Consider the following 18,873-nt stretch of genomic DNA (forward strand, 5'->3'; position numbering starts at 1 on the left):
TTCCTTCGTTTAATCGCGGAAATTACGCTTACTACAGGTTTGCTGCGCGTTTGCTTCGGTTACTGACTGATGCTCGCCTGTCCGTGGCCCGGCTGCCCGGTTCACGCTCAGGTTACATACAGATCGACGTATTCGTTGACGGGCAGGGCGGCAAGCCGCGCGGCGTCGAGCGAGACATCGAGAATCGCCTGCTGCTGCTTCGCGCAGAAGCGGCGCGCGAGGTTGGTGCGGAACTTCCCGAGCAGCAGCGGGATGCCTTCTTCGCGGCGCCGCCGGTGGCCGATCGGGTACTCCACCACGACTTCGTCGAGCGTCGTGCCGTCGTTGAATTCGACGGTCAGCGCATTCGCGATCGAACGCCTGGCGGGATCGTGGTAATCCTTCGTGAACTGCGGGTCTTCGACACAGACCGTCTTCGCGCGCAGCGCGTCGATGCGCGGGTCGCGCGCCACCTCGTCCTCGTAGTCGGCGGCCGTGAGGCGCCCGAAGAGGAGCGGCACGGCCACCATGTACTGGATGCAGTGGTCGCGGTCGGCCGGGTTCGCGAGCGGCCCGGTCTTGTCGATGATGCGGATCGCCGCTTCGTGCGTGCGGATGGTGATCCGCCCGATGTCTTCCGCCGTTTTGCCTTGCTGCGCGAGCCGGCCGTGCAGCGTCATCGCCGCTTCGGCTGCGGTCTGCGCGTGGAATTCGGCGGGAAACGCAATCTTGAACAGCACGTTTTCCATCACGTACGTGCCGTAGGGGCGCTGGAAGCGGAACGGCTGTCCCTTGAACGAGACGTCGTAGAAGCCCCAGGTCTTCGCCGTGAGCGCCGAGGGGTAGCCCATTTCGCCCGTTTTCGCGATCAGCGCGAGGCGCACGGCGCGCGAGGTGGCGTCGCCGGCGGCCCACGACTTGCGCGAGCCCGTATTGGGCGCGTGGCGGTAGGTGCGCAGCGCCTGGCCATCGACCATCGCGAGCGAGACGGCGTTGATGAGCTCGTCGCGCGTGAGCCCGATCAGTTGGCCAACCACGGCGGTCGAAGCGAGCTTCACGAGCAGCACATGGTCGAGACCGACCTTGTTGAACGAGTTTTCCAGCGCAATGCAACCCTGGATCTCGTGGGCCTTCACCATGCCGGCGAGCACGCTCTGCATGGTGAGCGGCGGCTTGCCGTTGGCGACGGCCGTGCGCGAGAGCCAGTCGGCGGTCGCGAGAATGCCGCCCAGATTGTCCGACGGGTGGCCCCATTCGGCGGCGAGCCAGGTGTCGTTGAAGTCGAGCCAGCGGATCATCGCGCCGATGTTGAACGCGGCCTGAACCGGATCGAGCTGGTACGGCGTGCCCGGCACCTTCGCACCGTGCGGGACGATCGTGCCCGGCACGATCGGTCCCAGCAGTTTGGTGCAGGCAGGGTAGGAAAGCGCTTCGAGCCCGCAGCCCAGCGTGTCGATCAGGCAATAACGCGCCGTTTCCAGCGCGAGCGCGCTGGAAACAGACTCGTTCAGGACGTAGTCGACGATATCGACGAGGACCTGATCCGGCTGTGGCCGGACATGGGAGATCGGAGCGGACATCGAGGCCTTCCGGGGAGGCAACCTGTAAGTGCCGGCGTTGGCTTACTGGCCGTTGGCGCCGCTGGCGGCGTCGGGGGCGCGGTTCGCCGGGTTCAGCGCGTTCGCCTGGGTCGGTGCGAGGGCGCCTTGCTGCATTGCAACAGTCTTGCACTCGTCGGCGAGGCGCGAGCTGTCCTTATCCGAGAACAGCATCGCCTTCGTCGGGATCACGACGAGGTCGAGACCCGTGGCGGCGTCGTGGAAGCGGTCGGCGCCGGTCGTCGTGACCTGGCGCGGCAGGTTGTAATTCTTGTTCGCCCAGTGAACCGTGACGATCTGGTCACGCGCCATGTCGCCCTTCAGGTCGAACGCCATGCCTTCGGCGCAGGTCCAGTGCTCCGAGCCGTCCGGGATCGGATCGACCTTGGCTTCCTTGGCCGGATTGGGCTTGCGCTTGATGATGCGATGCTTCGGGGCCGGCTTCTTCGGCGTCGCGGTGGACTTCTTGGCAGTCGCCGGAGCGGACGATGCCTGGGCGGCGGCGTCGGTCGCGGCCAGCATCATCGACGTGGACAGTGCGCCAACGACGGCGGCGATCAGCAATTTCTTCATGGAGTCAGACCTTTATCTCTCAAATTCGGTTGATCAGTGCGCGGCCGCTATGCGGCCGCCTGCGAGCACTGCGTGCGCCCCGAAAGCGCGCAGCGGACGCTATTTTCACCTATTTATGGACATGGACTTCAATTTCTGCGGGCTCGCGTGATGCAAACTCGCCTCGCGCGAACAACGGCGCGGCTTCGGCGGGTATCGCGCGGCCCGTGGCCCGGGCGCGGCGCAGCACGGACCAGTAGTAGCGGTAGCTTGCGCGGTCGTGCAGCGTGTCGCCCTGGCGCGTCGGTCCCCACTGCGCGTTTTGCGCGGCGAGCAGGATGTCGGCGGCCAGCGCGATTTCCTCGGCGCGCGGCGCGAATGCGGCGACGATGACGGGGACCTGGGCCGGATGGATGCTCCACATGCGCGTGTAGCCGAATTCGTTGCGCGCGCGGGCCGCGTCGCTCGCGACCACGCTCATGTCGCGCACTTCGGTGCTGACATTGTGGGAGGGCACTTTGCCAAAAGCGTGGCACGCCGCGGCGATCTCCAGCTTCGCGCGGCGCACGAGCGGATGATCGAACTGGCCGGGCGAGCGCATGGCCGTATCGGGAATCGCGCCGTCGTGCGCGGACACGAAGTCCATCAGGCCGAAGCTGAGCGATTCCACGCCGCGCAGCGCCGCGAGATCGAACACGCGCGCGAGCGCGCCGTGCGTTTCGACCAGCAACTGGGCGGGAATCGGCTTGTCGATGCCCATTTCCACGCGCGTGGCCTCGATGAAGGCGACCATTTCGGCGGCGTCACCCACGGCGCGGATCTTGGGCAGCGTGACGAACGCCGGCGCGCGCTTCGCGGCGCGCAGGATCAGGCGCACGTCGTCGCGCCAGTGCGGGTGATGGAAATCGTGGATACGCACGCCGACGCGGCCGTAGCGGTCGTGCTCGCTGCCGAGGAGCGACGCCACGAGTTCGGCGTGCTCCGCTTCGCGGCCCACCTGGGCGCCGTCCTCGCAATCGAGCGTGATGTCGAAGACCGGCCCGAGCTGCTGCTGCAGCGCGAGCGACTTCAACATCAGCTTCTCGCTGCCGGCGTAGTGGTCGCACGCGGGCAACAGAGGGGGCGGCGCTTCGCCGTCAAACAACACTTCGGCGGGGGTGAGGGCGCGCATTGTCGGCGTCAGGGGTCGAGTTGGGGAGGTGGACCTGATTCGGATGCGTCCTGCGCGGCCGGCAAAGATGCGGCGGCCAAGGCGCGTCCGGATCAGGTGCGGTACATAAGGCGGTTTCGTGACAAACCTGGCCGCCGTATGCGCGCACCTGCACGCTTTTTTCTCGCGCGAGCCGCCTTGAGGCCGCTGGCGCGAGAAAAACCGGAACCCGCGAGGAAGATTGCCTGCGCGGCTCCCGGTTTCCTGCCCGGACTTACTTGAGCAGGTGAGCGACGCCTTCGCGCTCTTCGAGCAGTTCGTTCAGCGTGCCGTCCATCTTCTCGCGCGAGAACGCGTCGATTTCGAGGCCTTCCACACGCTTGTACTCGCCGTTTTCGCAGGTCACCGGCACGCCGTAGACGATGTCTTCAGGGATGCCGTACGAGCCGTCCGACGGGATGCCCATCGTGACCCACTTGCCGTTCGTGCCGAGGACCCAGTCGCGCACGTGGTCGATGGCGGCGTTGGCCGCCGATGCCGCCGACGAGAGGCCGCGCGCTTCGATGATCGCCGCGCCGCGCTTGCCGACGGTCGGGATGAAGGTGTTGCGGTTCCATTCGTCGTCGTTGATCAGCGCGTTGAGCGACTGGCCGTCGACCGTGGCGAAACGGTAGTCGGGGTACATCGTCGGCGAGTGGTTGCCCCACACGGCGAGCTTCTCGATCGAAGCGACCGGCTTGCCCGACCTGGCGGCCAGTTGCGAGAGCGCGCGGTTGTGGTCCAGACGCAGCATGGCCGTGAAGTTCTTCTTCGGCAGATCCGGGGCCGACTTCATGGCGATGTAGGCGTTCGTGTTGGCCGGGTTGCCGACCACGAGCACCTTCACGTCGCGGCTCGCGACGTCGTTCAGGGCCTTGCCCTGAACCGTGAAGATTTCGGCGTTGGCCGAGAGCAGGTCCTTGCGCTCCATGCCCTTCGAGCGCGGACGGGCACCGACCAGCAGGGCGACGTCGGCATCCTTGAACGCAACCTTGGGGTCGTCGGTGATGACTACGCCCGCGAGCAGCGGGAACGCGCAGTCGTCCAGTTCCATCACGACGCCTTTGACGGCGGCTTGCGCTTGCGGCAGGTCGAGCAGTTGCAGAATGACGGGCTGATCCTTGCCGAGCAGGTCGCCGTTCGCAATGCGGAACAGCAGGGAGTAAGCGATCTGACCTGCGGCGCCGGTGACGGCAACGCGCTTTGCGGGCTTAGCCATTGAAAATCTCCAGGAAGATGCGTTAGACGCCAGGGTAAAACGCCATTCTATATGCGCGTTACGCGAAGCGTTGGTGAAACAGGCTGGCGTCATTTCGCGGCGCGTCCGGCTGCCTGAAGAGGAGGCCGAAGGGCGCGCAGCGGGTTCTGGCCGCCAGGCCGGTAACCTGTGCTGCGACTCGAGCGAGGGGAGGGACGGGACCGCGAATGCGGGGATGCCCTCGGGAGGGCGGGGACGCCTCGCGCAGCACGCATCAGGTGTGCCGACTCCTGCAACAGCTCGCTTTCGGCTGGTCCACGAAGCCGTGCGCCGGGCGCGCGACGAGAAGGCGGATCGAAACCTCTACTGCGTCTACTGCGGTGAGGGAACAACGTGATGCGAAGGTGGCCTTTGGCGCGTGGCGCCCGGGGCGAACACTGCCGGCGGTCAGCGCAATTCCATGCGCGAAACCCGCCCGCAAACCCTTGCTCGAACGGGAGTGTAGGAGCCGGAAGGGTCAAAGTCAACCGTATCTTATGTCTTATATAAGACATATCTGTTGCGGGAGAAATGCTGGACTCGCAGGGGCGCTTTATGTTGAAATGCGCGCCATGAGTGCGAACCCGGCCAGCAACGCGAATCCCCCCGCTCCCGAGAGCGGCGCGGCCGCATCCGCGCCGGCCGCGTCGCCCACTTTCAGCCCGCTCTATCAGCAGATCAAGGGGCTCATTACGCAGAGCCTCGAGTCCGGCGAATGGAAGCCCGGCGAGATCATTCCCAGCGAAGTCGAACTGGCCGGCCGCTACAAGGTGAGCCAGGGGACCGTGCGCAAGGCGATCGACGAACTCGCCGCGGACAACCTGCTGGTGCGCCGCCAGGGCAAGGGCACGTTCGTTGCAACGCACAATGAAGAACGTGCCCAGTTTCGCTTTCTTAGATTGCTGGCAGATGACGGTGCCGAACACCCCCACGTCAGCAAGCTGCTCGAGTGCCGGCGCCTGCGTGCCTCGGCCGACATTGCGCGGCAGCTGGACCTGAAGCCGTCCGACCCGGTGGTGCTGATCCGCCGCCTCCTGCAGTTCGACGGCGAGGCCACCGTGCTCGACGAAATCTGGCTGCCCGGCGCCGTGTTCCGCGGCCTGACCACGGAGCGCCTCGCCGAGTACAAAGGGCCGCTCTACGCCATGTTCGAGGCCGAGTTCGGCACGCGCATGATCCGCGCGACGGAAAAGATCCGCGCGGTGGCGGCGGATCCGGCCGTGGCCGACCTGCTCAACGTGCCGGCCGGTTTTCCATTGCTTTCGGTCGATCGCGTGTCCTATACCTATGGAGACCGGCCGGTCGAAGTGCGCCGCGGATGGTATGTCACAACCGGGTATTACTATCAGAATGACTTGAGTTGAAGCGGGGTGGCGCGCCCATGCACGTAGAGGCAAAGCGGTGCAGCCCCCGTCCCCCGAGCGCCTTCATTGCGCGCGCAAACGCGGCCGCCAGACGCGGATTTCGCTGCAGCGCGATATGAAAAGGCGGTAAAATTGCATATTAGTGTTTCTACATAGTAGGGGTCTAGCATGGCTGAAGCCGCAAAAAAACCGAGGCCGGAATACCGGAACATCGGGATTGGGCAGATATTGTTCGCATACCGCCTGCCGCTAGCAGGCCGCGTGTCGATCGGCCACCGTGTGAGCGGTGCGCTGCTATTCATCTTCCTGCCTTTCCTGTTGTACCTCTTTGACCAGAGCCTCACGTCGGAACTCAGCTTCCAGGTCTTCCAGGCTTTCCTCTCCAACATCATCGTCAAGCTCATCGTGCTGGTCCTCGGATGGGCGTTCCTCTTCCACTTCTGCGCTGGCGTGCGCCACCTGTTCATGGACTTCAACCATGGTCTGGCCGGCAAGCAGCAGGGCAAGTCGACTTCCCTCGTTGTCGTGATCGTCTCCTCGGTCCTCACGATCGCCTTCGCGGCGAAACTCTTCGGAGCGTTCTAAAACATGTCTGCCAAAAACGGAATTGGTCCGAAGCGCCTCGTCGTCGGCGCTCACTACGGCCTGCGCGACTGGATCGCGCAACGTGCCACCGCGGTCATCATGGCGGTCTACACGATCGTCCTGCTCGTGCTGTTCTTCGGCGCGCACGATTTTTCGTACGACGGCTGGGCGTCGATCTTCGCCGCGCAATGGATGAAGCTCGCCACCTTCGTCACGCTGGTCGCGCTGTTCTATCACGCCTGGATCGGCGTGCGTGACATCTGGATGGACTACATCAAGCCGGTCGGCCTGCGTATCACGCTGGACGTGCTGACGATCGCATGGCTGCTGGGCAGCCTCGGCTACGCCGCTCAGATTCTCTGGAGAGTGTAAAAGAATGGCTGCAATCAAGAATGGTCTGCCGCGTCGCAAGTTCGACGTGGTTATCGTCGGTGCGGGCGGCTCGGGGATGCGCGCTTCGCTGCAACTCGCCCGCGCGGGTCTCTCGGTCTGCGTGCTCTCGAAAGTGTTCCCGACGCGTTCGCACACGGTGGCGGCGCAAGGCGGCATCGGCGCATCGCTCGGCAACATGAGCGAAGACAACTGGCACTACCACTTCTACGACACGATCAAGGGTTCCGACTGGCTCGGCGACCAGGACGCGATCGAGTTCATGTGCCGCGAAGCGCCGAACGCCGTGTACGAGCTCGAACACATGGGCATGCCGTTCGACCGCAATGCCGACGGCACGATCTATCAGCGTCCGTTCGGCGGCCACACGGCCAACTACGGCGAGAAGCCCGTCCAGCGCGCGTGCGCGGCGGCCGACCGTACCGGCCACGCGCTGCTGCACACGCTGTATCAGCAGAACGTCGCGGCGAAGACCACGTTCTTCGTCGAATGGATGGCGCTGGACCTGATCCGCGACGCCGAAGGCGACGTGCTGGGCGTGACCGCGCTCGAAATGGAAACGGGCGACGTCTACATCCTCGAAGGCAAGACCACGCTGTTCGCCACGGGCGGCGCGGGCCGGATCTTCGCGGCATCGACCAACGCGTTCATCAACACCGGTGACGGCCTCGGCATGGCGGCCCGTGCGGGCATCGCGCTGCAGGACATGGAGTTCTGGCAGTTCCACCCGACCGGCGTGGCCGGCGCGGGCGTGCTGATCACCGAAGGCGTGCGCGGCGAAGGCGGCATTCTGCGCAACGCCGACGGCGAGCGCTTCATGGAGCGCTATGCACCGACGCTGAAGGACCTCGCACCGCGCGACTTCGTCTCGCGTTCGATGGACCAGGAAATCAAGGAAGGCCGTGGCGTGGGTCCGCACAAGGACCACGTGCTGCTCGACCTCTCGCACATCGGCGCCGAGACGATCATGAAGCGTCTGCCGTCGATCCGCGAAATCGCGCTCAAGTTCGCGAACGTGGACTGCATCAAGGAGCCGATCCCGGTCGTGCCGACCATCCACTACCAGATGGGCGGCATCCCGACGAACATCCACGGCCAGGTCGTGGGCACGTCGAAGGGCCACGAAGATCCGATCAACGGCTTCTACGCCGTGGGCGAATGCTCGTGCGTCTCGGTGCACGGCGCGAACCGCCTCGGCACGAACTCGCTGCTCGACCTCGTGGTGTTCGGCCGTGCGGCCGGCAACCACATCGTCAAGCACGTGAAGGAGCAGCGCGATCACAAGCCGCTGCCGGCCGACGCGGGCGACTTCTCGCTGGCCCGTCTCGCCGCGCTCGACAGCTCGAGCTCGGGCGAGTACGCGCAGAGCGTGGCGAACGATATCCGCGGCACGATGCAGAAGCACGCAGGCGTGTTCCGTACCTCGGCCCTGCTGGCCGAAGGCGTGCAGGAAATCGCGCAAGTGGCGGAGCGTGCGAAGCACATCCACCTGAAGGACAAGTCGAAGGTGTTCAACACGGCGCGCGTGGAAGCGCTCGAAGTGGCGAACCTGGTCGAAGTTGCGCGTGCAACGATGGTTTCGGCCGAAGCCCGCAAGGAAAGCCGCGGCGCGCACGCGCAGAGCGACTACGAACATCGCGACGACGAAAACTGGCTGCGTCACACGCTCTGGTACAGCGACGACAACCGACTCGAATACAAGCCGGTTCACATGCAACCGCTGACCGTCGAATCGGTGCCGCCCAAGGCGCGTACGTTCTAAGGCACAAGCCAGTCAAGAGGAATCGGAAATGGCCAAACGAATTTTTGAAGTCTACCGCTACGATCCGGACAAGGACGCGGCGCCGCGCATGCAGTCGTACGAGCTGGAAATCACGCACGAGCGCATGCTGCTCGACGCGCTGCTGAAGCTCAAGGAACTGGACGAGACGCTGTCGTTCCGCCGTTCGTGCCGCGAAGGCGTGTGCGGCTCGGACGCCATGAACATCAACGGCAAGAACGGTCTGGCGTGTCTCACGAACCTGAACGAGCTGCCGCAGAAGATCGTGCTGCGTCCGCTGCCGGGCCTGCCCGTCGTGCGCGACCTGATCGTCGACATGACGCACTTCTTCAACCAGTATCACTCGATCAAGCCGTACCTGATCAACGACACGCCGCCGCCCGAGAAGGAGCGTCTGCAGTCGCCCGAACAGCGCGACGAGCTCGACGGCGTGTACGAGTGTATTCTGTGTGCGAGCTGCTCGACGTCGTGCCCGAGCTTCTGGTGGAACCCGGACAAGTTCGTCGGCCCGGCAGGTCTCCTGCAGGCCTACCGCTTCATCGCGGACAGCCGCGACGAAGCCACTGGCGAGCGTCTGGACAATCTGGAAGACCCGTACCGCCTGTTCCGTTGCCACACGATCATGAACTGCGTCGACGTTTGCCCGAAGGGCCTGAACCCGACGAAGGCGATCGGCAAGATCAAGGAACTGATGGTCCGCCGCGCGGTTTGACGCGGCGCATCGGTTGAAATTGGTTGAAATGGAATCGCACCAGTCTGATCCCCTTCGCCGCGCGCGCCTTCGCTGGCGCGCGCGGCGCGGTCTGCTCGAAAACGACCTGATTTTCGAGCGTTTTTTCGACCGCTACGAGCATGACCTCAGCGACGCCGATGTGGGTGCCCTCACGCGCCTGCTCGAGCTGAGCGATAACGACCTGATGGACTTGCTTCTCGCACGCAAGGAACCAGAAGGCGAACTTGCCGACCCGGACGTGAAGCGGGTGCTGGAACTGCTTCGCAACGTATAAGGCGCAGTGATGTCCGTGCAGTGATGTCCATGTGATACCTGCTTGTGCCGCGCCCGACGTGCAAACTATCGAATCCCGTATTTATCTTCGATTGAGGATGTGCTATGACCCCGTCTGATGTAAAAGCCACGCTATCGTTCAGCGACAATTCGCCGAGCGTCGAACTGCCGATCTACAAGGGCACCATGGGCCCGGACGTGATCGACATCCGCAAACTGTACGGCCAGACCGGCAAGTTCACGTACGACCCGGGCTTCATGTCGACGGCGGCGTGCAACTCGGCGATCACGTACATCGACGGGGACAAGGGCGAACTGCTCTACCGCGGCTACCCGATCGACAACCTCGCGCAGAACGCCGACTTCCTCGAAACCTGTTTCCTGCTCCTGAAGGGCGAGCTGCCGAACCAGGCCGAGAAGGACGAGTTCGTGAAGACCGTCACGCAGCACACGATGGTTCACGAGCAGATGCACTTCTTCTTCCGCGGCTTCCGCCGCGACGCGCACCCGATGGCGATCCTCGTGGCCGCGGTCGGCGCACTCTCGGCGTTCTACCACGACTCGCTCGACATCAATAACCCGCGTCACCGCGACATCTCGGCAATCCGCATGATCGCGAAGCTGCCGACGCTGGTCGCCATGGCGTACAAGTACTCGATCGGCCAGCCGTTCGTGTATCCGCGTAACGAACTCTCGTACAGCGCGAACTTCATGCACATGATGTTCTCGAACCCGTGCGAAGAGTACAAGGTCAACGACGTGCTGGTGCGCGCGCTCGACCGCATCCTGATCCTGCACGCCGACCACGAGCAGAACGCTTCGACTTCGACGGTGCGTCTCGCAGGCTCGTCGGGCGCGAACCCGTTCGCGTGTATCGCGGCCGGTATCGCGTGTCTGTGGGGCCCGGCGCACGGCGGTGCGAACGAAGCCGCGCTGAACATGCTCGAAGAGATCGGCTCGGTGGACAACATCCCCGAGTTCATCAAGAAGGTGAAGGACAAGAATTCGGGCGTGAAGCTGATGGGTTTCGGCCACCGCGTGTACAAGAACTACGATCCGCGCGCGAAGCTGATGCGCGAAACGTGCCACGAAGTGCTCGAGGAACTGGGCCTGCACGACGATCCGCTGTTCAAGCTCGCCATGGCGCTCGAAAAGATCGCGCTGGAAGACGAATACTTCGTGTCGCGCAAGCTGTACCCGAACGTGGACTTCTACTCGGGCATCGTGCAGCGCGCGCTGGGCATCCCGACGTCGATGTTCACCTGCATCTTCGCGATGGCGCGCACGGTGGGCTGGATCGCGCAGTGGAACGAAATGATTGCTGACCCCGAGCAGAAGATCGGCCGTCCGCGTCAGCTCTTCATTGGCGAAACGCCGCGCGAAGCGAAGCCGATTTCGCAACGCTAAGCCGTTTGCGGCATGCAGCGCGCCTCGCGGGCGCGCCGTGTGCCTCTTGATGGATCCAGATGGATCCAGACGCCCCGGCGGGTTCGCCCCCGGGGCGTTTTCTATTGCCGGTTCAGATCCAGCCGTCGATCCTGAATCCGCTCGCCTGTTCCGCTTCCTCGCGCGTCACCTCGCGCACGGTCTGGCCGAAGCTCCAGACGTGGCCTTCCGGGTCGCTCACCACGTACACGCGGTCGCCGTAGAACTGGTCGGCGATCTCGCGCACGACCCTGGCGCCGGCTGCGAGCGCGTGCCGGCAGTGCTCGTCGATGCCGCTTTGCAACTGCACGTGCACCGACTGGGTGTTTTTGCCCTCGACGTCGGCCGGGCTCGTGTAGGGCATGCCGGGCCAACTGCCGCAGATCATCACGAGGCCGCCTTCGAGGCGCATTTCCGAATGCGCGAGCTTGCCTTCGGGCCCGTAGACGACGAACTGCCGCTTGAAGCCGAACGCCTTTTCCAGCCAGTCGAGCGCGGCCAGCGGGTCGCGGTAGTAGATGGCCGAGGCGAAGGTGGGCTGCTTCCACGCGGTGGTCATGGGGGTACCTCCACAGAGGATGGACATCGGTGAGCCGAATCTAGCACCGTCATGCAAGGCACGCTTTGCGCCGGTCCGGCCCCGCTCATGGCCCCGTAGCGCTTACCTCCGAGGTAATCGACCCGCTGCACGCGTTCGCCGACCATGGCCTCACTCACCCAGCCACTCAGTGAAGGAGCCCCGTCATGACCCATCCCGAACGCCTGCCGCGCCAGCCCGGCACGATCCGCATCGACGCCGATACGGCACTCTTCTACCGCGACTGGGGACAAGGCAGACCGCTCGTGTTCCTCGCGGGCTGGACGCTCGATGCGGGCATGTGGGACTACCAGACCGTCCCGCTCGTGGAGGCCGGCATGCGCTGTATCGCCTACGACCGGCGCGGCCACGGCCGCTCGACCGATCCGGGGCGCGGCTACGACTACGACACGCTTGCCGACGACCTGGAGGCCGTGCTCGACGCGCTCGACCTCTCCGGCGTGACGCTGGTCGCCCACTCGTTCGCGAGCGGCGAGGTGGTGCGCTACCTGAGCCGCCACGGCGCGCGGCGCGTGGCCGGCATCGTGCTGCTCTCGCCCGCCGCCACGCCTTACCTGCTCAAGACTGCCGATAACCCCACCGGCGTCGATGCGAGCCTTTTCGCGGCCTCGCTAGAGGAGATGCGGGTCTCGTTCCCGGATTGGATTGCGCGCCGCGCAGAGGGCTATTTCAGCCCTGGCACGTCCGCTGCCGCGATCCAGTGGACCGCCGACATGATGCTGCGCGCGTCGTTCCCCGGCGCGGTCGAACTGTGCCGCGTGCAGACTTCCACCGACCTGCGCCGCGAACTGGCAGCCATCGACGTCCCTGCGCTGATCCTGCACGGCGATTGCGACGCGTCCGCCCCGCTCGAGGTGACCGGGCGGCCGACCGCTGCTGCACTGCGGCATGCGCTGCTGAAGGTGTACGAAGGCGGCACGCACGGGATGTACTTCAACTTCGCCGCGCGCGTGAACGAGGACATTCGGGCCTTCGTCGAGGGGCTGCACGGCTGATGCGCGTGAGCCGTGCAGCGAAAGAAACACCTTGTAATGAGGGCGTCTTTCGCGGGAGCCCCGGCGAGGGAATAGCGCGAGGGCTCCGGTCGTTTTGCAGATGACACCATCGTGAGGGGTGGCATCATGCGCAAACTTTTGAATTCCCGCATCGCGTGCGGCGTACTGGCAGTGGGTTCCTCCGCGTATCTGGCGCTTGCGCCGGCGACCGCGGCGGCACAGGACGCAACGGATGCATCGGCCTGCCGCAACGTAACCGGGACCGTCGATATCGACGGCTCGCCGCAGCAGATCAGCGGGCTGGCCTGTCCGCAGCCCGACGGCACCTGGCAGATCCAGCAGGGCGGCGACGGCACGCTGCTTTATCCCGTGCTGGCGCCGGCCGACTACTACGGCCCATGGTACGGCTGGTGGCCGACGGCGATCGTAGGTGTGTCGTTTGTTTTCGTCGATCGCTTCCACCATTTCTATCCGATACATCGCGTCTACTATGGGCACCCGGGCATGCGGCCGGTCTCGGGCACGCATGGAGGCTTTCATAGCGGCTTTCATAGCGGCATGATGTGGGGCGGGGGTGGCCATCACCGCTGAAACGAGGTGGACCTGGCAAGAGAATGCGCAGGGGAATCCGATATGATGGAACGCGATTTGCCGCCCGGCGGCGCATTCCGTTCCGTTTCACGAGATTCCCTCCATGTTCTTCGCCGCGAACTCCCTGCACCGCAGGCTCAGCATTGCGCTGGGCGCGCTTGCGATCCTGGTCGGTCTGCTCGGCTCGCTCGGGACGTTTCTCGTGGTGCGCAGCCTCGCGACGGAATTCAACGCGAGCCTGCGCGATGCTGCGGCGCACGTGCAGACGGGCGTGCCGCATCCCGCCTCGGCCCGCGACGCCAGGCGCCGGCTCTCCGACGACCTCGTGGTGCAGATCTGGTCCGCCGGCGACGGCGCCGCGCCCACGCGCACGAGCAACCGCAGCGTCGCGCTGCCGCGCGGGCCGGCCGGCTTCGCGACCATCGAATACGATGGCGAGTCGTGGGACGTCTTCGGCCTTGTCGCCGGCGACGAATTCATTCAGGTAGCCGAATCGCGCAGCGTGCGCAACCGCAACGCCATACGCGTGGCGTTCTGGAGCCTCTTGCCGGTGTTCGCGCTCCTGCCGCTGCTGGTGTTCACCATTGCGATCACGGTGCGCGTTTCGCTGCGTCCGCTCGAGCGCATGGGGCGGCGCGCGGCACGCGTCGACTTGCACAATCTCCAGCCGCTCGACATCGCTCGCGCTCCGGTCGAGCTGCGGCCTTTCCTCGATTCGGTCAACCGCATGATCGAGCGCCTTTCGGTGCTCGTGAACGCCGAGCGCAAGTTCATTGCCGATGCCGCACACGAACTGCGCTCGCCGATCTCCGCGATGCAGCTGCAGATCGACAACCTGCGCGATGCCCCGCCCGATCAGTACGCCGAACGTTTCGCAGAACTCAAGCGCGGCATCGCGCGTACCGGCTCGCTTGTCTCGCAGCTCCTCGGCCTTGCGCGCGCGGAAATCGGCAGCGCACAGCGGGTGCTGGTCGATGTATCGTTGCCGCGGGTGGTGGGCGATGTCGTGGCGGACCTGCTGCCGCTCGCGTTCGCACGTGGCGTCGATCTGGGCGTCGAGCGGCTCGACGACGCGAGCGTGCGCGCGACCGAGGCGGACATGCGCGTGCTCGTGCGCAATCTCGTCGACAACGCAATCCGCTACGGCGGTGAAGGCACGCAGGTCGATGTGTCGGTGCGCAGCGATCCGGGGAAGACCGTGATCGAGGTGCTCGACAACGGCCCCGGCATTGCCGAAGCGGACCTGCCGCGCGTGTTCGACCGCTTCTTCCGCGCGGGGGCGAACGACGTGGAAGGCAGCGGGCTGGGGCTTGCGATCGCGCAGGCGTTGGCCGAGAGCTACCGCGGAAACGTTACGCTCGCCAACCGCACGGACGGCCCCTCAGGCATCGTCGCGCGCATCGAACTGCCGCGCTAGCCGCGCGCGACGGACGAACGAAGGAGAGAGGACATACGATGCGGATTTTGCTGATCGAAGACGATCTGCTGATCGGGCCCGCGCTGATGCGCGCGCTCAAGGACGCCTCGTATAGCGTCGACTGGGTGCGCACGGGCGAGAGCGGCCGCACGGCCATACGCGACGGCTCCTATACGGCGATCCTGCTCGACCTCGGCCTCTCGGACATGAGCGGCCTCGATGTATTGCGCGGCTTGCGCGAGTCGAACGACGTCACGCCGGTGCTCATCATTACCGCACAGGACGATGTCGATACGCGCGTGGAAGGTCTCGACCTCGGCGCGGACGATTACCTCGTGAAGCCGTTCGAGAGCAAGGAGCTGCTCGCGCGCATCCGCGCCGTGGTGCGGCGCAAGTCGGGTTCTGCAAAGGCGGCGATCGGCGGCGGGCGCGTGACGCTCGACACCAACGCGCGCCGTCTCACCTTCGACGGGCAATCCGACGATCTTTCCGCGCGCGAGTATGCGCTGATGCTGGCGCTGCTCGAGCGGCCCGGTGCGATTCTCTCGCGGCAACAGCTCGAAGAACGGCTCTACGGCTGGGGCGAGGAAGTGGAAAGCAATGCCGTCGATGCCGTGATCTACAGCGTGCGGCGCAAGTTCGGCAACGCCGTGATCCGCAATGTGCGCGGGCTCGGCTGGGCCGTGTGCGTGTGACCGCGACGACACATTCGCACGCTGCGCTGCACGCCGGCATCGTGGCCGGCGTGCAGCGCTACGGGTTGCCTCGACGTTCGGGCAGCGTTACGAAGCGAGCAGGCGCTGCCACGGGTGCGTTTGCCACGCTTTCGTGAGCGAGCCGAGCAGCGCGGTCTCCGTCTCGGTCACGTGGCGGTCCGCATAGATCGCCACGTAGCACAGATTCAGCACCTCCGCGCGCAGCACCGGGTCTTCCAGCTCGCGCATCACCTGCTGCATGACGTCGGAATCGACCTTGCATGCGTCGCTCCAGTTCAGATGCGAATTCATGAGCAGGTCTTCGCAGAGGCCTTGCAGGATCACGCCGAATTCGCCGGGCGCGAGCCCCAGGCGGTCTGCGATGCGCGCGCGATGGAGTGTGGTCAGCTCGTCGCTGCTCAGATGGCCGTCGGCGAGCAGCGCGATGGCGACGATCCGGCCGGCGGCCTGGGGGCTGTTGCAGGAGTAGGTACGCATGATCAGGAGTCCTCGTAACGATTGAGCAGGTGTTGCGGGGGCAGGTGTGCGGTGCCTTGCCGGTTAGTCGAACAGTTCGCCCAGCCACGACTTGCGGCGGCGCTGGTGCGAGTCGTGCCGGTCGTACGGGTGCCGCGGCGAACCGCCGCCTTGCGTGCCGTAGTAGTCGTCGGCGCGGCCCTGGCGGCCGGCGCGTTCGATCAGCCTGTCGAGTTCGCCGCGGTCGAGCCAGACACCCCGGCATTGCGGGCAATAGTCGATTTCGACGCCTTGACGATCCGCGATGGTGAGGGTGACGTCATGGCAGTGCGGGCATTTCATGATGCGCTCCGTAATGAGTGAACAATTCATCGAGGAGGCGCCGCCGGCTCGTCCAGCTTGTTCCGAGGGTGGGTTGCCTCGGGGAGGGGGCGCTGTCTCGATGGAAACCATCGTACGGGCGCAGAATGAGCGAAGAATGAGGAAGAGGGGTGCGGCCGAAAAAAGTTCGGCCGCACCGGGGCTGAGGGGTTCAGGAGGTGCGCGCGGCTGCTGCGGGGCGCGTCTTGACGAGCGAGACGATCACGCCGCCCGCGAGCAGCGCGGACGTGATGCCGAGGCTCAGACCCGCCGGAATCTTGCCCACGAAGCCATGCAGGAAGATTTTCGCGCCGATGAACACCAGCACGAGCGCGAGCGCATGCTTGAGGTAATAGAAGCGGTGTGCCATCGCAGCCAGCGCGAAGAAGAGCGCACGCAGGCCGAGCACGGCGAAGATGTTGCTCGTATAGACGATGAACGGATCGGTCGTGATTGAGAAGATGGCCGGTATCGAATCGACGGCGAAGATCAGGTCGGCGAACTCGATCATCAGTAGTGCAACAAGAAGCGGCGTGGCCCAGAGCTTGAGCTTGCCGGTGACCGGATGCGGGCGGCGCACGACGAACGCGCCGCCTTCGATTCCGGGCGTGACGGGGAGCACGCGGCGCAGCACCCGCAGGAGTGCGCTGCCCTCCACGTCGTGCGTTTCCTTCGCGCCGAACAGCATCTTCACGCCGGTGAGCGCGAGGAACACGCCGAACACATAGAGGATCCAGTCGAACTGCGCAACGAGCGCCGCGCCGAGGCCCACCATGATCGCGCGCAGCACCAGCACGCCGACGATGCCCCAGAACAGCACGCGATGCTGGAACTCGCGCGGCACGGCGAGCGCGCCGAAGATGGATGCGATGACGAAGACGTTGTCGAGCGAGAGCGACTTTTCGATCAGATAGCCGGTGATGTATTCGGTGGCCGGCTCGGCGCCGATCTGCCACCAGATGAAGCCGCCGAACAGCACGCCCATCGCGATGTAGCCGAGCGAAAGCCAGAGGCTTTCGCGAATGCCGATCTCGCGGTCGTCGCGATGCAGGACGCCGAGATCGAGCACGAGGAGTGCGATCACCACCGCGATGAAGGCGGCCCAGAGCCAGGTGGGCTGGCCGAGGAAGCTGGCGGTGAGGAACGACGGGAGCATGATCGCGGGTCCTTGAAATCGAGGTGGAATGCGGTCGCGCGCGTTCGGCTTTGTGCCGTGTTGCGGCTATACCGGCGGTATGGACCTTCGGTCCATACGCTCAGGTTAGCAGCGGAAAATGAGGCGAGGATGAGGGGGCTGACGAGCGGCGGCCGGGCGCGGGGCTTCGGGCGCGCCGCTGCGTTCGCGCAGCACTAGAACTGGTAGTTGATCGAAATATCGCACACGCCGCCGGTCTTCGTCTGGACGATCGGGCTGCGTGCGGCGCTGCCGAGCAGGCGCTTGAGCGCGCCGTCCGCGCTCACGAACCAGTGCTTGTTGACGAAATAGACCATCGTGATGCCGAAGCCGGCGGATTTGAGACCCGCGCTCGCATTGTATTGCCGGTAGCCCGAGGCGGCCGCCTGCAAGGGCGTCACGCCGAACCAGCTTTGCATGTAGTTCGAATCGGCGAAGGTGACCGAGGGGCCGGCGAACCAGTAGAAGTGCTGGCTGCTGCCCGGCAACGGCATATAGGCGCCGAGATCCGCCACCCAGCCATTCGAGCCGCCGAAGCTGCGCGTGAAGGCGGAGCGGAGCACGAGCGGAAAGTCTTTCGAAACGACATACTCGCCGGCGATCTTCATTTCGGGTGCCGGATTGATGTTGCCGAGTCCGTTCAGGCGCGACGGGTCGTCATGGCCGCGCCGCCCGAGGTCGTAGGCCGCGGCGACGCTTACGCGCCAGTTCGGCCCCTGCAGCACGTTGACGCCGAAGCCTTCGCCCGTGGAGCCGAACAGCAGATCCTTGTAGCGGATGTCGAGGCTCGGGCCGGCCAGCATGTGATAGCGGTCGGAGCCGTCGTAGCGCGGCTCGAAGGTCGAGCCCACACCGAGGCGCATCTCCCAGTCGGGACGATCGGTCTCGTACATCTTTTCAAGCGGAATGCCCGCCGAATACTGCCATTCGCCGAGCGGCGAAGGCGTTTGCGCCTCGACATGCGGGGCTGTGCAAAGGGCGGAAAGGGCGCCCGCTGCGATGGCAAGCCTTAGCGGCAGGCCCGCGAATGCCCGCTTGCGTCGAATGCCTGTGGCCCGCGCGCGACGGGGTGCTAACGTCATGACGCCTCCAGGTGCAAGGTATGTTTGGACGCCGCGGACTGGCTTTGCGGCAGCGCTGCACGGCATCGTGGGACGCTGGCGCTGGCCGATGCGGCAGTGCGGTGCTGGCTCAGCAAGCGCTATGCCCGGGCCCGGCTGCCGCGCCGCTTCGCGAGCGGCGGCGGGGGCGCCGGACTCGCGGTTCGCCGGTCCAATATAACGAATGCGCGGATGCCATGCCGGGCAGTGTGCAGGTCCCCGTCCAAGGACGGGATCGTTGCGCAGGAGACGGGTTCAAGCGCGCTCGGCGGACGAAGAATGCCGAAAATTCCGCCTGTCAGGAGGAGATTTTCGATCGTTTTTTGATCAGGGGGAGGCCCCTTAAAAGATAAGGATGGCG

20 protein-coding genes are annotated in these 18,873 nt (G+C 65.2%); 11 read left to right on the forward strand and 9 right to left on the reverse strand.

The annotated features are described in order from the left end of the window. Window positions 1-107: 107 nt before the first annotated feature. The 4 genes from U5760_RS13895 to U5760_RS13910 all read right to left on the reverse strand — a co-directional run bounded on the left by U5760_RS13895 (window position 108) and on the right by U5760_RS13910 (window position 4,537). Window positions 108-1,559, reverse strand: coding sequence for a bifunctional 2-methylcitrate dehydratase/aconitate hydratase (locus U5760_RS13895; RefSeq protein WP_322012476.1), 1,452 nt, complete (start codon window positions 1,557-1,559; stop codon window positions 108-110). 42 nt (window positions 1,560-1,601) lie between these two features. Beyond that, complete coding sequence (locus tag U5760_RS13900; RefSeq protein WP_322012478.1) at window positions 1,602-2,150, reverse strand: hypothetical protein; 549 nt, start codon at window positions 2,148-2,150, stop codon at window positions 1,602-1,604. Window positions 2,151-2,259: 109 nt separating this feature from the next. Further along, entirely contained in the window at window positions 2,260-3,300 is a 1,041-nt protein-coding gene (locus U5760_RS13905; RefSeq protein WP_322012480.1) for an HpcH/HpaI aldolase/citrate lyase family protein, read from the reverse strand. A 253-nt stretch (window positions 3,301-3,553) separates the two neighbouring features. Next, on the reverse strand, window positions 3,554-4,537 hold the full coding sequence (locus tag U5760_RS13910; protein ID WP_322012481.1) for a malate dehydrogenase: 984 nt from the start codon (window positions 4,535-4,537) through the stop codon (window positions 3,554-3,556). A gap of 590 nt (window positions 4,538-5,127) precedes the next feature. On the opposite strand from U5760_RS13910, the gene U5760_RS13915 reads away from it, so the two are divergent. The 7 genes from U5760_RS13915 (at window position 5,128) to gltA (ending at window position 11,087) form a co-directional block, all read left to right on the forward strand. Beyond that, window positions 5,128-5,919, forward strand: coding sequence for a GntR family transcriptional regulator (locus tag U5760_RS13915; RefSeq protein WP_322012483.1), 792 nt, complete (start codon window positions 5,128-5,130; stop codon window positions 5,917-5,919). Between the two features lie 168 nt (window positions 5,920-6,087). Then, on the forward strand, window positions 6,088-6,504 hold the full coding sequence (gene sdhC, locus U5760_RS13920; RefSeq protein ID WP_322012485.1) for a succinate dehydrogenase, cytochrome b556 subunit: 417 nt from the start codon (window positions 6,088-6,090) through the stop codon (window positions 6,502-6,504). A 3-nt stretch (window positions 6,505-6,507) separates the two neighbouring features. Beyond that, window positions 6,508-6,876, forward strand: coding sequence for a succinate dehydrogenase, hydrophobic membrane anchor protein (gene sdhD / locus U5760_RS13925; protein WP_028227095.1), 369 nt, complete (start codon window positions 6,508-6,510; stop codon window positions 6,874-6,876). A gap of 4 nt (window positions 6,877-6,880) precedes the next feature. Then, complete coding sequence (sdhA, locus tag U5760_RS13930) at window positions 6,881-8,656, forward strand: succinate dehydrogenase flavoprotein subunit (protein WP_322012486.1); 1,776 nt, start codon at window positions 6,881-6,883, stop codon at window positions 8,654-8,656. 28 nt (window positions 8,657-8,684) lie between these two features. Further along, entirely contained in the window at window positions 8,685-9,386 is a 702-nt protein-coding gene (locus tag U5760_RS13935) for a succinate dehydrogenase iron-sulfur subunit (protein WP_028227097.1), read from the forward strand. 28 nt (window positions 9,387-9,414) lie between these two features. Then, on the forward strand, window positions 9,415-9,681 hold the full coding sequence (locus U5760_RS13940) for a succinate dehydrogenase assembly factor 2 (RefSeq protein ID WP_042338036.1): 267 nt from the start codon (window positions 9,415-9,417) through the stop codon (window positions 9,679-9,681). A 104-nt stretch (window positions 9,682-9,785) separates the two neighbouring features. After that, entirely contained in the window at window positions 9,786-11,087 is a 1,302-nt protein-coding gene (gene gltA / locus U5760_RS13945) for a citrate synthase (RefSeq protein WP_322012490.1), read from the forward strand. A gap of 112 nt (window positions 11,088-11,199) precedes the next feature. Here gltA and U5760_RS13950 read toward each other — a convergent pair whose 3' ends face one another. Next, a complete protein-coding gene (locus tag U5760_RS13950) occupies window positions 11,200-11,664 on the reverse strand; it encodes a VOC family protein (RefSeq protein ID WP_322012492.1) in 465 nt (154 codons plus the stop codon). A 185-nt stretch (window positions 11,665-11,849) separates the two neighbouring features. Between U5760_RS13950 and U5760_RS13955 the strand changes: the two genes are divergently transcribed. From U5760_RS13955 to U5760_RS13970, 4 genes are all read left to right on the forward strand, one after another. Next, on the forward strand, window positions 11,850-12,698 hold the full coding sequence (locus tag U5760_RS13955; RefSeq protein WP_322012493.1) for an alpha/beta hydrolase: 849 nt from the start codon (window positions 11,850-11,852) through the stop codon (window positions 12,696-12,698). Between the two features lie 126 nt (window positions 12,699-12,824). Next, window positions 12,825-13,289, forward strand: a complete 465-nt coding sequence (locus U5760_RS13960; RefSeq protein WP_322012495.1) for a hypothetical protein — start codon at window positions 12,825-12,827, stop codon at window positions 13,287-13,289. 103 nt (window positions 13,290-13,392) lie between these two features. Next, window positions 13,393-14,706, forward strand: coding sequence for a HAMP domain-containing sensor histidine kinase (locus U5760_RS13965; RefSeq protein WP_322012497.1), 1,314 nt, complete (start codon window positions 13,393-13,395; stop codon window positions 14,704-14,706). A 38-nt stretch (window positions 14,707-14,744) separates the two neighbouring features. Beyond that, entirely contained in the window at window positions 14,745-15,401 is a 657-nt protein-coding gene (locus U5760_RS13970) for a response regulator transcription factor (RefSeq protein ID WP_322012499.1), read from the forward strand. A gap of 87 nt (window positions 15,402-15,488) precedes the next feature. On the opposite strand, the gene U5760_RS13975 is transcribed toward U5760_RS13970, so the two are convergent. From U5760_RS13975 to U5760_RS13990, 4 genes are all read right to left on the reverse strand, one after another. Continuing rightward, on the reverse strand, window positions 15,489-15,899 hold the full coding sequence (locus U5760_RS13975; RefSeq protein WP_322012501.1) for a TerB family tellurite resistance protein: 411 nt from the start codon (window positions 15,897-15,899) through the stop codon (window positions 15,489-15,491). 63 nt (window positions 15,900-15,962) lie between these two features. Next, the gene (locus tag U5760_RS13980) at window positions 15,963-16,220 is read right to left on the reverse strand and encodes a zf-TFIIB domain-containing protein (protein WP_322012503.1); all 258 of its coding nucleotides are present in this window, start codon (window positions 16,218-16,220) and stop codon (window positions 15,963-15,965) included. Window positions 16,221-16,410: 190 nt separating this feature from the next. Continuing rightward, the gene (locus tag U5760_RS13985) at window positions 16,411-17,394 is read right to left on the reverse strand and encodes a TerC family protein (protein WP_322012504.1); all 984 of its coding nucleotides are present in this window, start codon (window positions 17,392-17,394) and stop codon (window positions 16,411-16,413) included. 194 nt (window positions 17,395-17,588) lie between these two features. Further along, complete coding sequence (locus U5760_RS13990; RefSeq protein WP_322012505.1) at window positions 17,589-18,494, reverse strand: MipA/OmpV family protein; 906 nt, start codon at window positions 18,492-18,494, stop codon at window positions 17,589-17,591. Window positions 18,495-18,873 lie beyond the last annotated feature (379 nt).

The sequence above is a fragment of the Paraburkholderia sp. J12 genome, assembly GCF_905220215.1.
Taxonomy (GTDB): Bacteria; Pseudomonadota; Gammaproteobacteria; order Burkholderiales; family Burkholderiaceae; genus Paraburkholderia.

Bases quoted from the DNA above. Each gene is read 5' to 3' on its own strand.
- U5760_RS13950 (WP_322012492.1), bottom strand. From the start codon at position 11,664: ATGACCACCGCGTGGAAGCAGCCCACCTTCGCCTCGGCCATCTACTAC.
- U5760_RS13960 (WP_322012495.1), top strand. From the start codon at position 12,825: ATGCGCAAACTTTTGAATTCCCGCATCGCGTGCGGCGTACTGGCAGTG.
- U5760_RS13915 (WP_322012483.1), top strand. From the start codon at position 5,128: ATGAGTGCGAACCCGGCCAGCAACGCGAATCCCCCCGCTCCCGAGAGC.
- U5760_RS13940 (WP_042338036.1), top strand. From the start codon at position 9,415: ATGGAATCGCACCAGTCTGATCCCCTTCGCCGCGCGCGCCTTCGCTGG.
- gltA (WP_322012490.1), top strand. From the start codon at position 9,786: ATGACCCCGTCTGATGTAAAAGCCACGCTATCGTTCAGCGACAATTCG.
- U5760_RS13955 (WP_322012493.1), top strand. From the start codon at position 11,850: ATGACCCATCCCGAACGCCTGCCGCGCCAGCCCGGCACGATCCGCATC.
- U5760_RS13970 (WP_322012499.1), top strand. From the start codon at position 14,745: ATGCGGATTTTGCTGATCGAAGACGATCTGCTGATCGGGCCCGCGCTG.
- U5760_RS13935 (WP_028227097.1), top strand. From the start codon at position 8,685: ATGGCCAAACGAATTTTTGAAGTCTACCGCTACGATCCGGACAAGGAC.
- U5760_RS13910 (WP_322012481.1), bottom strand. From the start codon at position 4,537: ATGGCTAAGCCCGCAAAGCGCGTTGCCGTCACCGGCGCCGCAGGTCAG.
- U5760_RS13900 (WP_322012478.1), bottom strand. From the start codon at position 2,150: ATGAAGAAATTGCTGATCGCCGCCGTCGTTGGCGCACTGTCCACGTCG.
- U5760_RS13965 (WP_322012497.1), top strand. From the start codon at position 13,393: ATGTTCTTCGCCGCGAACTCCCTGCACCGCAGGCTCAGCATTGCGCTG.
- U5760_RS13905 (WP_322012480.1), bottom strand. From the start codon at position 3,300: ATGCGCGCCCTCACCCCCGCCGAAGTGTTGTTTGACGGCGAAGCGCCG.
- U5760_RS13975 (WP_322012501.1), bottom strand. From the start codon at position 15,899: ATGCGTACCTACTCCTGCAACAGCCCCCAGGCCGCCGGCCGGATCGTC.
- sdhD (WP_028227095.1), top strand. From the start codon at position 6,508: ATGTCTGCCAAAAACGGAATTGGTCCGAAGCGCCTCGTCGTCGGCGCT.
- sdhC (WP_322012485.1), top strand. From the start codon at position 6,088: ATGGCTGAAGCCGCAAAAAAACCGAGGCCGGAATACCGGAACATCGGG.
- sdhA (WP_322012486.1), top strand. From the start codon at position 6,881: ATGGCTGCAATCAAGAATGGTCTGCCGCGTCGCAAGTTCGACGTGGTT.
- U5760_RS13985 (WP_322012504.1), bottom strand. From the start codon at position 17,394: ATGCTCCCGTCGTTCCTCACCGCCAGCTTCCTCGGCCAGCCCACCTGG.
- U5760_RS13895 (WP_322012476.1), bottom strand. From the start codon at position 1,559: ATGTCCGCTCCGATCTCCCATGTCCGGCCACAGCCGGATCAGGTCCTC.
- U5760_RS13980 (WP_322012503.1), bottom strand. From the start codon at position 16,220: ATGAAATGCCCGCACTGCCATGACGTCACCCTCACCATCGCGGATCGT.
- U5760_RS13990 (WP_322012505.1), bottom strand. From the start codon at position 18,494: ATGACGTTAGCACCCCGTCGCGCGCGGGCCACAGGCATTCGACGCAAG.